The organism is Thermogemmatispora onikobensis, assembly GCF_001748285.1.
Lineage (GTDB): Bacteria > Chloroflexota > Ktedonobacteria > Ktedonobacterales > Ktedonobacteraceae > Thermogemmatispora > Thermogemmatispora onikobensis.
The window spans coordinates 12,388-26,403 of record NZ_BDGT01000025.1 but is presented as its reverse complement, the minus strand read 5'-3'; the positions used below and the strand labels follow the sequence as shown (position 1 = coordinate 26,403).

Below are 14,016 nucleotides of genomic sequence, written 5' to 3'. Positions count from 1 at the left end.
CCGGCATGTTGTCAGCTTAGCCCTCGTCGATGAAAGGGACCAGGGCGGCCCTGAGCCGAGCAAGCTCTTGCTCATCCAGTGGCAAGACTGGCGAGCGAGGCCGGCCCCCATAGCCCTTGAGCAGCTGCAGAGCAGCCTTAAGTCCGGCCACGCTATAGGTTGCGGTCAGCAAGGTATTGAGGGCCACCAGACGCGCTTGTAGACGGCGAGCCTCTTCCAGTCGCCCGGACGCGAAAAGCGTCTGGACCTGGCAAACTTGCTGTGGCAGGACGTTGGCCAGGGCTGGCACACCTCCCCGTGCGCCGACCGCCAGGGCTGGCAGCAGGAAACCAGCACTGCCAGCCAGCACGGAGAAATCGGGACGGCTGGCCTGTAGCTCGCCGCTGATCTGGGCCAGTTTGGCAATGTTACCAGCGCTATCTTTGAGGCCAATAATGTTGGGATGCTCCTCGGCCAGCCGGCAAATCAGCGATGCCTCCAGGTCTAGACCTGCTGTGTTGGCTGGCATGTTGTAAATAACGACGGGCACCGGAGAATCGTCAGCGACTGCCCGATAATGAGCCAGCAGGGCCGCTCCGTTCATCCGTCCGCGGAAATAGAAAGGAGGCAGTACCAGGACAGCGTCAGCTCCTGCCTGGGCCGCCCGCTCGCAGCCAGCGACAGTGGCCCGTGTTGACTGTTCGCCACAACCGGCAAGCAGGTGGAGCCGGGGACGCGCCGCTTCCTTGGGATAGGCTAGCTGGTCGATGACTTGACGCGCAGTGCGAATGACCAGCACTCGCTCCTCAGCGGTCAAATGGGGCGCTTCGCCGTTAGAGCCAAGGACCACATAGCCGGCGATACCGCTCGCCGCCAGCCAGCGGAGATGGCTCTCCAGTGTTGTCAGGTCAAGCTCCTCGTCAGGCGAGAAAAACGTTGGGACCGGCGGATAGATCCCTTCTAACAGCAAGGCTGACATGTCTCTTCTTTCCCCCTGGTAGGCCATACTACCGGCAGAATCCTGTGGACGGCGGGAAGGAGAAGAACAGATCTCGCCTCAGCCAGCACCAGGTTGGCCTCTCCTCCTCAATGGATGAGAGTGGTCAGGGCCATGAAGCTCAGCGCAGCAACCACTGCGAGCAGGAAGACCAGTGCCAGGAGAAAAGAGAGGCCACGCCGTCGCGCCGCTGCTGCCCGCTCTCGCTCAAGACGTGCCTCCTCAGCAGGACACCAGTGAGAACGGGCGCAATAAGGGCAGAGCGGAAAAAGCTCGTAGGGGGGACAGAGCCGGCCTCCGCTGTAGCGATAGACGCCGACCTCATAGCGAATCTGCTCACTTTCGAAGACAGCTCGACAGTGAACACAGCGCAACAGCAGATATTCCGCCCAGTCGTAGGCCTGACAGCGCGGACAGGCAACTCTTTGAACTGAGGCCGATACTGTCCCCTCGGGAGCAGACCAACGATGGCGACAGCGATGGCAATAGCGCATATCGCCCCCTGACGATCCCGCAGCCGGCGAGAGCGGCACATGGACCGTTCCATCTTTGCGGGCCCGGCCACTGCCAGCGCTACCGCGCAGCAGTCCCTGCTCCCTCAAGGTAGCGGCCTGCTCGGCGTCCAGACTGTAGATGATCTCGCCTAGATAGATGGTCGCTGAGCCATCCAGCGTCGGAAAATCATAATGGCGTTGGCGATCGCGACGAGCCTGCGGCGAGACCTCAGTCTTAGCCGCTGTAGCAGAGCTGCTACCTTCTCTCTCCGTCAGTGTTGAGCGAGCCGCCCCTGCCAGGCCAGGCTGTTGCCGGCGACGCTCATCGTAGGCACGTCTCAATTCAGCATCACTGAGCGTCTGATACGCTTCCAGAATCAGACGCATGCGCTCCTCAGCATCCTCGCCTTTATAGACATCGGGATGATAGCGAAGCGCCAACTTCTTGAAAGCAGCCTTGATCTCGGCAGGGGAGGCACTGGCCTCTATCCCTAACACAGCATAATAGTCGACAAAAGGACTCATCGAGTGCCCATCTCAGCATCCAGCTCGTGGAGCATGCCGCCCGGTTTCTTGTTAACCAGTACGTATGATACCACAGAGAAAATACGCCTGAGCCACGTCTTTGTTTCAGTTCCAGCAGGCTGGCCGGGGCCCAGACCAAAAAGAATCTGAGGACAGCTGAGTTTGACGAGTCTCAGTCGACCTAGATAGACTGCCGTCTGCTCAGTCTTCGATAGCAGCTCTGCCTCCAAGGGAGTGCTGGACACAGCATGGCCAGAGATCGAGGCCGCACGCCCGAATGAGCATCCAGCTCCAGCGCTGGCCAGCCAGAGGGACTCCCCTCAAAAGCGCTCTTCGCCGGTCTGCCACATCAGCTTTCTGGGATCATCGGGCGAAAACTGCGAGAGATTGGGCGAGGTTCCCCGCGAGCGGCCCTCTTCCTCGCGCAGTTGCTGAAGGGCCAGGACGGCCTCACGCAAACGCCTGTTCTCTTCCCGCAGCTGATAGAAGCCCTGTTTCATCTTTTGTAGCTCGCCAGAGTCTTGAGACAAGCGCTGCATGCGAGCCAGCAAGTTATTGAGTGAGCCAGAGATCTGCCAGAGGACATTGTCTCTCGTCAGCGGCACGCGAGCGCTGTAGTCGCCGTTGGCCACCCGGGTATGGGTCTCCACGATCTTCTGAATGCTGTTTTCCAACTGCTCCTTCTGCCGGGCCGCGGCCTCAGCCTGCAGGGCCAGATCATGCTCCAGACGGGCGATCTCCTCAGCGCGGTCAGCACGCGCCAGAGCATGCACCGTGCTGCTGACCCAGACATAGGCCACGACCGAGATGATGATCTGGCTGATGAGGATAGGACTAATGATGCCAGTGAAGTTGATTTCGAGCATACCCATCAGCTCGGGCGTCTGGGGGAGCTGCGTCAGCGCAAAGAAGGTAAAGAGACAGTTGATGAGAGCCACTACGAAGACCCACCAGGGCGCCAGGAAGGAGACAGCACAGACCAGCGGGAGGATCAGCATGCCGAAAACCGGCAGATCCATCATATTGATACCGCCAGGGGTGGTCACAATATCGGCGATGGGGAAGAACATAAAGGTCAAGACCACGATGAAGCCGGCAGCATTGACAAAGCCCAGACGGTTCAGCACCGTGGCAATCACCAACATGAAGAAGCAGACGATGACAATCGGCACCAGGTAGAAATTGGTGCCAAGGAAACCGGCAGGCAGAGCCACGATGAGCAGGAGGTAGAGGGCAGGAAGAATCTGGCTGCCGGTTCGCCCACGCCGGAAGAGCTCGCGACGCTGGAAGGAGGCCGAGGCCGGTGGCATCAGAGGGGAGGCCAGCCGGTACCACCAGCGCAGCCAGGGGTTCTCACGGTGGTCAGAAGCCAGATAACTGGGCACTTGCGCATCGGTACTCTGCGTATCGAGATCAGCAACGGTGATCCTTTTCATCGGGAAGCCTTTCCTTCCTTGTTCTCACAAGACAGGTAAAAGTGAATAGCTGGGAAACCAGCAAGGAAATATGCATCGGGAAAGAAAAGCGCACCAGACACCTTTCTCCCAGAGAGCCACCTCTGCTTAGGAACCTGCTCCTTTGTGCCCGACAGTACCAGCCCGGCTGATCGCGAGTCCCCCCTTCGCCACGGTGCTACAGACGGATCACGCCGATCGATTGGAGATCGCGCAGAATAGCACGCACCGCATCGGGAGAGGTCGAGAGAATCTCGGCGATTTTCTCGACAGAACGGGTTCCGTCAGCCAGAGCAAAAACCATGCGATGCATGCGCGACCAGCCGACCATCTGCCACTGTTCCAGATGCAGCAGGCGCTGCGGGAAAACTGAGGGCCCTGTGGTGACATTTCTCGCCTGCCCGGGCGCAGAGGGCAACTCGGTGGGCACTTCCTCTTGAGGAACAAAAGTCCAGTCGAGCTTTCCCAGGCGCGCGAGCTTTGACGAAGCGTCTTCTTCTTTCAGACGCCGCCCGCTCTTGCCAACGAAGAAGCAGGAGACAATCTGTCCTGCACGCAGAATGATCTCAACACGGCATGGCTCCGGCATCCCCGGGACTCCCCAGGGAAGGTCGGCATAGAGGAGTCCGGTTTTGCGATGTTCGCGCATGACCTGCTTCATTGTTTCAAAGTCCAGGCGATACATCGATCAAGGCTCTTCCTGTTCTAAACAAGGAGCCAGGAGCCTGGTACCATCAGGCTCCTGACCTTCTTCGATTCATAGAGCTCCACAATTCGGGGAAAGACGGTAACCGCTTTCTGGTGCTGCTTATAGGGTTATTCCCACAGAGCCGACTCCTCGCTTAGTTATTTTAACAGATGATGGCATTCTCAAATATTAAGATTATATAAAAATGCCGGGCAAATATTGCATAAATCCGCAGAAGGTACTATCCTTTCATAGATAGAAATGCCCGGTTCTTTAGGGTCTTCTACCCAGTGAGGTATTGACAAGGCTTTATATCATAGATCCAGAGAAAGAAATAAGTCAAGCTCTTCAGTCAGAATAAGCTCTTCAATTGAGGGGCTCCCGGTGATGCTGGCGACTAAGTATGCGATGGCGCTTACTAAGTCTTTGTAACCATATAATTTGCCTGTTTTCTTGCAATAGTGATGGCTAGCTCTAGATTATGGCAGAAACGATACACTGGGAGACCCCTGTGACAGATATGCGTGATTCGGCGAAACAGCGCATCAGCGTGACCGCTTTCCTGACAGCGGCGGCGCGCGCCGTCGAGAGCCAGCGACCAGATCGGCTCTTCGATGATCCCTGGGCCGCTTTGCTGGCCAGCAGCGAGGGATTCGCTATCCTTGAAAAGGGCGAGGACAGGGGCGCTTCGATCATTGTGCGCACCCGTTATTTTGATGAGTGGCTGCAGCATTTGACGTTTGAGGAGGGATTACGTCAGATCGTGCTGCTCGCTGCCGGTCTCGATACGCGGGCTTTTCGCCTCGATTGGCCTCCGGCTACCCACTTCTTCGAGCTTGACCTACCCGCCGTTGTCGCATACAAGGAGGCCCGGCTTCAGGCCCATCAGGCTCAGCCCCGCTGCCAACGCGCTATTGTGGCCACCGATCTGACCTCCTCTCCCTGGGAAAGCCAGCTACTGCAGGCCGGCTTTGAGCCAGCTCTTCCTTCGATCTGGCTCGTAGAAGGCCTCTCCTTCTACCTTCCCCTCACGCAGACCTGCCAGCTGCTGGCTCGTCTGAGTCGCCTGGCTGCCCCAGGGAGCTGCCTCGGCTTCGATGCGATCCATAGCGCCATGCTCTCTTCGCCGCTGACACGCTCACGCATCCAGCTCACTAAGAAAAACGGGGCCCCCTGGATCGGCGCTATCGATGATCCGGTCTCGTTGCTAGCCTCCTTTGGCTGGCAGGCTAGCTTTGTGCCTAATGCGCGTAAGGGGTACGAGTATGGCCGAGCGATCTTCCCGTTTATCGCTCCCGAGGCTCTCAACGCCGAGACCGAGAAGCTCTATCACATGCTCGTCACCGCCAGGCGCTGGTCTCCAGAGAAGCAAGAATGACGAAATCTGCAGGGTAAGGAAGGAGTAACAAGTTCGTTCGCCAACCTGAGCCTCGCTGCGCGGCGCGAGAGAGCAAATCCAGCAGCAGACTGGGCTGGCCCCCTTCAGGACTGGCCCGCCCAGCCGCTTCCTTCGTCACTGGCCAGAGCAGACCAGATGTGATCAGGTCAGCTCGTATCAGCTGCAACCAGACTTGAGCGGGCGACCGAGCCGCCCGCTGGCGCTGGTCGTCGAGGTCGCTGCCAGCAACAACGCGAGGACAAGGAGACACCTGTGCCTGGCCTGGAAGGCGAGCCCTCGCCACCCTTGTCACTCTTCCAGGTCCCATAAGGAGCAGCTTCATGAGTATCGTCATACATATAGAACAGCTCAGCAAGTCATTCGTTCGCAATGATCGTGAAATTGCAGTTTTGCACAACGTGAATCTCGATATTGAAAGCGGAAGCTTCGTGGTCCTCGCCGGTCCGAGCGGCTGCGGCAAGACAACGTTGCTCAATATCGTCGCCGGCCTGCTTCCCCCTGGCTCGGGGGCGGTCTACTACAAAGGGGCTCCTATCAGTGGGCCACGGCTGGAAGTGGGTTACCTGACCCAGAAGGACACGCTGATGCCCTGGCGAACGGTCGAGCGCAACGTCGAAATGCCCTTGGAGATCAGAGGGGTTCCACCAGCAGAGCGGCGGCGACGTGCTGCCGAGCTCATTCGTCTGGTTGGTCTGCAAGGCTTTGAGAAGCTTTATCCCCACGAGCTTTCGGGCGGTATGCTACGGCGGGCCAGCCTGGCTCGCATGCTGGTACCTCTGCCAGAAACGCTTCTGATGGATGAGCCATTCGGTGCGCTCGATGCGCAGTTGCGTCTAGAGCTGCAAAATGAGCTGCTCTCACTATGGTCCAGGCAACGCTCTAGCGTGCTTTTTGTGACTCATGACCTGGAGGAGGCCATTATCTTGGGCGACCGCGTGGTGGTGCTGGGTACAGGAGGTCACATTATCGCTGATGAGCCAGTCACCTTGCCTCGCCCACGCGATGCCATCCATATTCGCTTTCGCCCGGAGTTTACCAATCTACATCGACGTCTCTGGGATGCTCTCATGGAGTCCCGTCTGCAAGTGCAGAGGCAGGAGGTAAGGCTATGAGTCTGGTGAACCAGTTCAGCTCGGAGCAGTCGAGGTCTGTCCTTGTGGGGCCTTCGACTTTGGTCAGACAGGCCCAGCAGCGCAAGCAGCGTCAGCAGTGGCTGATCTATGGGGCCCGCTTGCTACTGGTGGTAGGCGTGCTGCTCTTCTGGCAATTGGCGTCAGGGACGATTCTCGATTCTTCCTTTCTGAGCAACCCGCTGGCCATCTTTCGCCAGACCATCGCCTGGCTCAGCGACGGAGATCCCTGGTATGAAAGTACGCTCATCATTAATACGGCGGTGACTCTGGAGGAAACGCTGCTTGGCTTGTTCTTCGGCGTCGTGAGTGGGTTGCTCTTAGGCTTCCTTTTTGGTCTGCAGCCAACCCTGGAGCGGATCTTCAACCCGTTCATCATTGCTTTGAACAGCATTCCGAAGATTGCCCTGGCACCGCTCTTCATTCTCTGGTTGGGGATCGAGATCCCGATGAAGGTGGTGCTGGCCGCTGTGACGGTCTTTTTCCTGATTTTCTTGAATACGCTCAACGGGGTGCGCAATGTCGATCAGCACCTGGTCGATGCGGTGCGCCTGATGGGAGGGCGCCAGCGCGACGTGGTCTTTAAGGTGATTCTTCCTTCGGCCACTGGCTCGGTGTTGACCGGCCTGCACGTTGCTATCCCGTATGCCCTGATTGGGGCCATTGTGGCGGAGCAGATCGGGGCCAACCGCGGCATTGGCTATCTGATTCAGTCGTCCGGCGAATCGTTTAACGCTGCCGGTATCTTCGCTGCGTTGCTGGTCCTGACGCTGATCGCAGGACTGCTCAATGCAGTGGTGAATCTTATCGACCGGAAGACTTCCCATTGGAAAGCCGGCCTCAAGCTCAGCAGCGCTGATCAGTCCTGAGAGGATCGGCATTGCGAGAGCAGACAATGCCTCCACTATCTCGGGAGCCACTGAGCAGGCTTTCCTGGCGATTGAAAAGAGGCAATGAGGCAATCTTCTCTGATGGATCGGGGGCTTTGTTTAGCCCTGGTATGCATACTGATTGCGCTGGGTTTCTCAAGTTGTGGCCCAGCCCAAAATACGGCTTCTGCCGACGATATGAGGTTGAAGGTGGCCATTAATAGCCTTTCAAGTGGCTATCTGGCCGATCTTGTAGCCGCCGATCAGGGCTATTTCAAGGCTCAGGGACTGACAGTCTATCCGCTGCCATTCCAGACAGAGCCATCTAGCCCTCAGATGGCTGAGGCTGTGCGCTCAGGGGCCATCGAGGTGGCTCTCGGGGGCCTGCTGACCGAGGCGATTCTGCTCTCTCAGGTCGACCCTGAGATCAGGGTGATCGGCCAGCTCCAGGTCGGCCTGGCCGGGGCGATTACTGTCAGCAACAAGCTCCAGCAGGAGACTGGCTTGACCGAGAGTAGCCCTCTGGAGGCTAAGGTGAAAGCGCTCGCCGGCAAGAAGATCGGTGTCGTCTCGACAACGGGACTCACTGGGGCGTTTGTTTCTTACCTTTTCCGTCGCTTTGGCCTCGATCCCAAGAAGGTAGCTAGCCTGGTGACGCTCGGCCCAACAGTGGCCAGTGCGGTAGCTGCGATGAAGGCTGGGCGCGTTGATGCACTGAGTTTCTTTGAGCCGGTGGGAGAGACGATTGAGTCTCAGGGCCTGGGCCATATCTGGATCAGCCCCTTGAAGGGAGATGTTCCTGAGTTGGCCCGCCAGCTCAATGCTGTCTTCTATGCCAAAGTCAGCCTCATTCGCTCCAAGCCTAAGACGATTCAGGCCCTGGTGCGCGCCATTGCTATGGCTCTGGCTTTCATTCAAAAGTATCCAGATCGAGCAATGGGAATCCTGCAAAAGTATACGCAGGTTGACGACAGGACAATCGCCGCAGCAAGGCAGGTCCTGCTCCAGTCTTATCCATCGACGCCGGTTGTCGATCAACAGGCTTACAACGTCGCTATCGCTTTCGATAGCAAAACCGGTCTGATTAGCAGTGCTCCACCTTATCAGCAGCTGGTGGACACTCAGACCGCCAGCCAGGCTCTGAAGGGCTTTCGTCCCACTGTGTAGCAGAGCCTGGCTAATGTCGCCAATTCATGGCTGTGACACTGTCGGAGGTGCGTCTTCTGCCCCACCTCCTGGCCAGAGAGGCCCGGTGCTCATGAAGCAGCCACGTGGGACGGTTGCTTCTCTCTGGCCAACTTATGTCCGGCTGAGCGGTTGATCGGACGGTAGGCGGGTCGTTGATGCCCGCCTGGCGTCTAATGCTTGGAATTTCTTTGAGGAGCAAAGGAAGGAGACCTTGTCGATGTCAGAAACAGCTTATCCCTCAACTCCCAAGGAGCTGATCGGCCCTAGCGCTTTTATGACGGCTGCCGTCCGCGCTTTCGAGAGCCAAAGGCCCGACCGCCTCTTTGATGATCCCTGGGCCGCCGCCCTGGCAACCGAGGAGGGAGAAAGACGTCGGCTCCTGATCAAGGATCAAGGAGCTCCCATTGTTGTACGCACACGCTTCTTCGATGAGTGCTTGCATCAATTATCATTTGAGAAAGGAATCAGGCAGATTGTGCTTCCTGCCGCCGGCCTGGATACCCGCGCTTTCCGTATGGACTGGCCCGAGGACACACGCTTTTTCGAACTGGATCAGCCAATGGTTCTTGAATACAAAGAGGAGGTCTTGCAAAAGCAGGGCGCCCATCCCCGGTGTGAACGCCATAGTCTGGCAGTCGACCTGACCGCTCCTGAGTGGCCAGATGCTCTCTTGCAGGCCGGCTACGATCCTCACCTCCCGGCAGTCTGGCTGGTGGAAGGGCTGCTGTTCTATCTGTCAGAGGAGCAAATCAGAAGGCTCCTTGAGCAGATCAGCAGCCTGGCAGCACCTGGCAGCTGGCTCGGCTTCGATTCCGTCCACAGCGCTATGCTCAACTCCCCTCTGTTGGAAGTACGCACAAAGCTCGTTGCCAGCCTTGGCTCTCCCTGGATCGGCGCTATCGACGATCCTGTCTCTTTGCTCCGCTCTTACGGCTGGAGAGCTACAGTTATTTATAGTATTCATAAGTCTCTGGAGTACAATCGCCCAGTTTTTCCCTTCGTTTCCAAAGAAGAGCTAACCCCTGACTTGCTGAACCTCTACCATCACTTTGTAGCGGCAATAAAGATAGATGCATCAAAATAATGCAATACTGCTTTAGAAGCAGGTTCTCTTTAGGGGCAGGCTTCTCCTTTGGTACAGGTGGGAGCAGACAGCCAGAACTGTCTGCTCTTCCCAACATGAATCAGCAAACCAGGTCTGGACAGGCCAGTCCCTCACGCTGAAGAGCTGGGGAAGAGTCTGCATCTGGTTTTGCTTGCTTCAGTGCGTCCGATCACCGAGGTCGATCTCGGGAATCCTGATATTGGAGGATAGAGAATATCATGCGATCCCTTGGAGCCAGATCTTTCTGGTCAGTCTTGAGTCTGCTTATTTTGATGAGTGTCACCTTCAGTAGCTGCAATCTGAGTTTCGGATCAAGCAGCGCCCGCGATGATATGAAGCTGAAGGTGGCCATTGACGCCTTCTCCAGCTCCTTCCTGCCCGATTTCGTCGCCCTCGACAAAGGCTACTTCCAGGCCCAGGGCCTCACCGTCTATCCTACCCCCTTCCAGACTGAGCCTACCAGCCCCCAGATGGCCGAGGCCATCCATTCCGGCGCCATCGACGTCGCCATCGGCGGTCTGGTTACCGAAGCCTTCCTGGTCTCCCGCGTCGATGCCGACCTCAAGGTCATTGGCCAGCTCCAGGTGGCTTTCCCTAACGATATCATCGTCAGCAACAAGTTCCTGCAGCAAACTGGCCTTTCCGAGACCAGCCCCCTGGAGGCCAAGGTCAAAGCTCTCGTCGGCAAAAAGATCGGTGTCGTCTCTACCACCGGCCAGACTGGCGCCTTTGTCAGCTATCTCTTCTACCTCTTCGGTCTCAATGCCAGTAAGGACGCAACCCTTGTCTCGGTCGGCAACAACGTCTCTTCCGCCATCGCCGCTCTCAAGGCGGGCCGCGTCGATGCCCTCAGCTTCTTCAAGCCCACCGGCGAGGCCGTCCAGCTTCAGAAAGTGGGCCGCATGCTGATCAGCCCCCTGCGCGGCGATGTCCCTCAGCTGACGGGCCATCTCAACTCGGTCTTCTATGCCAAGGCCAGTCTCATCAGCGCTAAGCCCAACACCTTCAAAGCCTTGGTGCGCGCTATCGCGATGGCTCTGGCCTTCATTCAAAAGTATCCCGACCAGGCCGCCAAGATCCTGCAGAAGTACACCCACATCAGCGACCAGGCCGCTACCGCGGTCATGCAGGATCTACGTACTTCCTACCCTTCTTCTCCTGTGGTTGACCAACAAGCCTACAATGTCACCGCTGCTTTTGATATCAAGGCAGGTCTGCTATCAGCTGTTCCGCCTTTCCAGGCGATCGTTGATACAAATACGGCTACTCAGGCGATACAAGGTTTTTCACCTGTCGTCTAGCCTTATAGACCTGGGATGATTCAATGAGCGAACGCTATTTGTAGTGGCAGTTGGTAGTGTAACGCTAGAGAAGCTATTTCTCGGGAGGCTGCCGCTCCAAGACCAGGCCGGCAACGACCGCACTCTCTGGTTGGAGCGGTAGCGCTCCGCATAAATTGATTACCTGGCATTTCGCTCTCAATACAGTTTGGGAGGAACATAATGCGATCCAGCTCGCAGATGCTGCTGAGAAATGCACTGTCCATGCTGTTTCTCACGCTGTTTCTACTGGGTGTGACAGCATGTGGCTCCAGCTCTACCACCACCACCACCACCAAGAGCCAGGATGATATGAAGCTGAAGGTGGCCATTGACGCCTTCTCCAGCTCCTTCCTGCCCGATTTCGTCGCCCTCGACAAAGGCTACTTCCAGGCCCAGGGCCTCACCGTCTATCCTACCCCCTTCCAGACTGAGCCTACCAGCCCCCAGATGGCCGAGGCCATCCATTCCGGCGCCATCGACGTCGCCATCGGCGGTCTGGCTACCGAAGCCTTCCTGGTCTCACAGATCGACTCGAATGTCCAGGTCATCGGTCAGCTCCAGGTGGCTTTCCCTAACGATATCATCGTCAGCAACAAGTTCCTGCAGCAAACTGGCCTTTCCGAGACCAGCCCCCTGGAGGCCAAGGTCAAAGCTCTCGTCGGCAAAAAGATCGGTGTCGTCTCTACCACCGGCCAGACTGGCGCCTTTGTCAGCTATCTCTTCTACCTCTTCGGTCTCAATGCCAGTAAGGACGCAACCCTTGTCTCGGTCGGCAACAACGTCTCTTCCGCCATCGCCGCTCTCAAGGCGGGCCGCGTCGATGCCCTCAGCTTCTTCAAGCCCACCGGCGAGGCCGTCCAGCTTCAGAAAGTGGGCCGCATGCTGATCAGCCCCCTGCGCGGCGATGTCCCTCAGCTGACGGGCCATCTCAACTCGGTCTTCTATGCCAAGGCCAGTCTCATCAGCGCTAAGCCCAACACCTTCAAAGCCTTGGTGCGCGCCATCGCGATGGCTCTGGCCTTCATTCAAAAGTATCCCGACCAGGCCGCCAAGATCTTGCAGAAATACACCCATATCAGCGACCAGGCCGCTACCGCGGTCATGCAGGATCTACGTACTTCCTACCCTTCTTCTCCTGTGGTTGACCAACAAGCCTACAATGTCACCGCTGCTTTCGCTCTGCAAACTGGTATTGCCAAGAAGATCCCTTCTTTCTCTTCCCTGGTTGACACCCAGACGGCAACCCAGGCTCTGCAGAGCTTTACACCGAAGGTGTAATGCATCCGGTTCGTCCAGACAACCAAGCTGTCACGTTTGAAGCTTGTAAGCGGCGCCCACTCAGTGATCTTCATGACCCTGGTGGGCGCCGCTTACTGCTGAGAGAGGAGGCCACTATGGACTGGGCCTTCTGCCCACATTTAAGAGTGAGAGGAGCAGGTAGCCTAAGCTGCCAGCTCGTGGGAAATGACTGCCCAACCAGCCTGCTACAGGAGGAGTGTCGCGCATAGCACTAGCTTTTGCATTATCAGCATCGCTCCTATCGCCAAATCGCCCTTAGCACCATCAGCACAGCCAGCACCAGCCTGGCCTGCTGACTATCCTCTGCTAGCTCCGAGGATACCTGAAACCCGTTCGTTCATCGTTCAATGGACAGTTTGCTCGGCAAGCCACTTAAGGAGAGCCCACTAATGCTCAGGCAACAGCGTTGGCTCCTCAGACATTCCAATTCCTTGCTGCTTGCTCTCATCCTGGTCTTGCTGCTGTCCGCTACCAGCGCCTGTGGCGCCAGCGCTCCCCCTCCATCGAGCAGCCAGAGCCAGGATAACATGAGATTGAAGGTAGCAGTTGACAGTCTTTCAGCTCCCTTCCTGCCAGATCTGGTAGCCCTTGACAAGGGCTACTTCCAGGCTCAGGGCCTCACCATCTACCCTACCCCCTTCCAGCTTGAACCCACCAGTCCCCAAATGGCTGAGGCCATCCATTCCGGTGCTGTTGAGGTGGCCGTCGGCGGCCTCCTCACCGAAGCCTTCCTGGTTTCGCAGGTCGACGCTGACGTCAAGGTCATCGGCCAGCTCCAGGTGGCCTTCCCCAACGATATCACCGTCAGTAACAAGTTCCTGCAGCAGACTGGCCTCTCCGCAAGCAGCCCCCTGGAGGCCAAGGTCAAAGCCCTCGTCGGCAAAAAGATCGGCGTCATTTCCGCTACTGGCCAAACCGGCGGCTTTGTCAGCTACCTCTTCCACCTCTTTGGTCTGGACGTCAACAAGTCCGCCACCCTCGTGGCTGTCGGCAACAACGTTTCCGCCGCGGTGGCAGCCCTGAAAGCAGGCCGTGTCGACGCCCTCAGCTTCTACAAACCTGTCGGCGAGGCCGTCCAAACTCAGGGCCTGGGACGCATCTTCATCAGTCCCCTGCGCGGCGATGTCCCTCAAATGCAGGGCCAGCTCAACTCGGTCTTCTACGCCAAGGCCAGCCTGATTCGAGCCAAGCCCAACACCTTCAAGGCCCTCGTGCGCGCTATGGCTATGGCTTTAGCCTTCATCCAGAAGTATCCCGACCAGGCCATCAAGATCTTGCAGAAGTATACTCACATCGACGACAAGACCGCTGCCGCCGCTGCCCAGGACCTGCGTTCTTCCTACGCAACCACGCCCATCGTCAACGAGCGGGGCTATAACGTGACCGCTTCCTTTGCCCTTCAAACAGGGGCGGTGAAGAAGATTCCTCCCTTCTCTACCTTGGTTGATACCCAAACCGCTGCTCAGGCTCTTCAAGGCTTCACTCCACAGGTGTAGCTCAAGCCCAGCATTGCCCTGAGCAAGAGGCCAGGCCACGCCTGGCCACAGCACTGCTACCCCTGGTTAGC

At 57.5% G+C, this 14,016-nt stretch carries 12 protein-coding genes; 8 read left to right on the top strand and 4 right to left on the bottom strand.

The window, feature by feature from the left end:
* Positions 1-16 precede the first annotated feature (16 nt).
* The 4 genes from BGC09_RS12230 to BGC09_RS12215 form a co-directional block, all read right to left on the bottom strand.
* Positions 17-958, bottom strand: a complete 942-nt coding sequence (locus tag BGC09_RS12230; RefSeq protein WP_069804277.1) for a dihydrodipicolinate synthase family protein — start codon at positions 956-958, stop codon at positions 17-19.
* 107 nt (positions 959-1,065) lie between these two features.
* Positions 1,066-1,995: a J domain-containing protein gene (locus tag BGC09_RS12225; RefSeq protein WP_069804276.1), complete on the bottom strand. Its 930-nt coding sequence runs from the start codon at positions 1,993-1,995 to the stop codon at positions 1,066-1,068.
* Between the two features lie 320 nt (positions 1,996-2,315).
* Entirely contained in the window at positions 2,316-3,431 is a 1,116-nt protein-coding gene (locus tag BGC09_RS12220) for a methyl-accepting chemotaxis protein (protein ID WP_069804275.1), read from the bottom strand.
* Between the two features lie 196 nt (positions 3,432-3,627).
* A complete protein-coding gene (locus BGC09_RS12215) occupies positions 3,628-4,134 on the bottom strand; it encodes a hypothetical protein (RefSeq protein ID WP_069804274.1) in 507 nt (168 codons plus the stop codon).
* 523 nt (positions 4,135-4,657) lie between these two features.
* Between BGC09_RS12215 and BGC09_RS12210 the strand changes: the two genes are divergently transcribed.
* The 8 genes from BGC09_RS12210 (at position 4,658) to BGC09_RS12175 (ending at position 13,945) form a co-directional block, all read left to right on the top strand.
* A complete protein-coding gene (locus BGC09_RS12210; RefSeq protein WP_069804273.1) occupies positions 4,658-5,515 on the top strand; it encodes a class I SAM-dependent methyltransferase in 858 nt (285 codons plus the stop codon).
* Positions 5,516-5,856: 341 nt separating this feature from the next.
* Positions 5,857-6,648 (top strand): ABC transporter ATP-binding protein, encoded by a 792-nt coding sequence (locus BGC09_RS12205; RefSeq protein WP_069804272.1) that lies wholly within the window; start codon positions 5,857-5,859, stop codon positions 6,646-6,648.
* Entirely contained in the window at positions 6,645-7,535 is an 891-nt protein-coding gene (locus BGC09_RS12200; protein ID WP_084658588.1) for an ABC transporter permease, read from the top strand. Before BGC09_RS12205 ends, BGC09_RS12200 begins: the two co-directional genes overlap by 4 nt.
* A gap of 84 nt (positions 7,536-7,619) precedes the next feature.
* On the top strand, positions 7,620-8,702 hold the full coding sequence (locus BGC09_RS12195; protein ID WP_084658585.1) for an ABC transporter substrate-binding protein: 1,083 nt from the start codon (positions 7,620-7,622) through the stop codon (positions 8,700-8,702).
* 238 nt (positions 8,703-8,940) lie between these two features.
* Entirely contained in the window at positions 8,941-9,807 is an 867-nt protein-coding gene (locus BGC09_RS12190) for a class I SAM-dependent methyltransferase (protein WP_069804270.1), read from the top strand.
* A 239-nt stretch (positions 9,808-10,046) separates the two neighbouring features.
* Entirely contained in the window at positions 10,047-11,129 is a 1,083-nt protein-coding gene (locus BGC09_RS12185; protein ID WP_084658583.1) for an ABC transporter substrate-binding protein, read from the top strand.
* Positions 11,130-11,459: 330 nt separating this feature from the next.
* Positions 11,460-12,428, top strand: a complete 969-nt coding sequence (locus tag BGC09_RS12180; protein ID WP_176728912.1) for an ABC transporter substrate-binding protein — start codon at positions 11,460-11,462, stop codon at positions 12,426-12,428.
* A 410-nt stretch (positions 12,429-12,838) separates the two neighbouring features.
* Positions 12,839-13,945, top strand: a complete 1,107-nt coding sequence (locus tag BGC09_RS12175; RefSeq protein ID WP_069804267.1) for an ABC transporter substrate-binding protein — start codon at positions 12,839-12,841, stop codon at positions 13,943-13,945.
* Positions 13,946-14,016 lie beyond the last annotated feature (71 nt).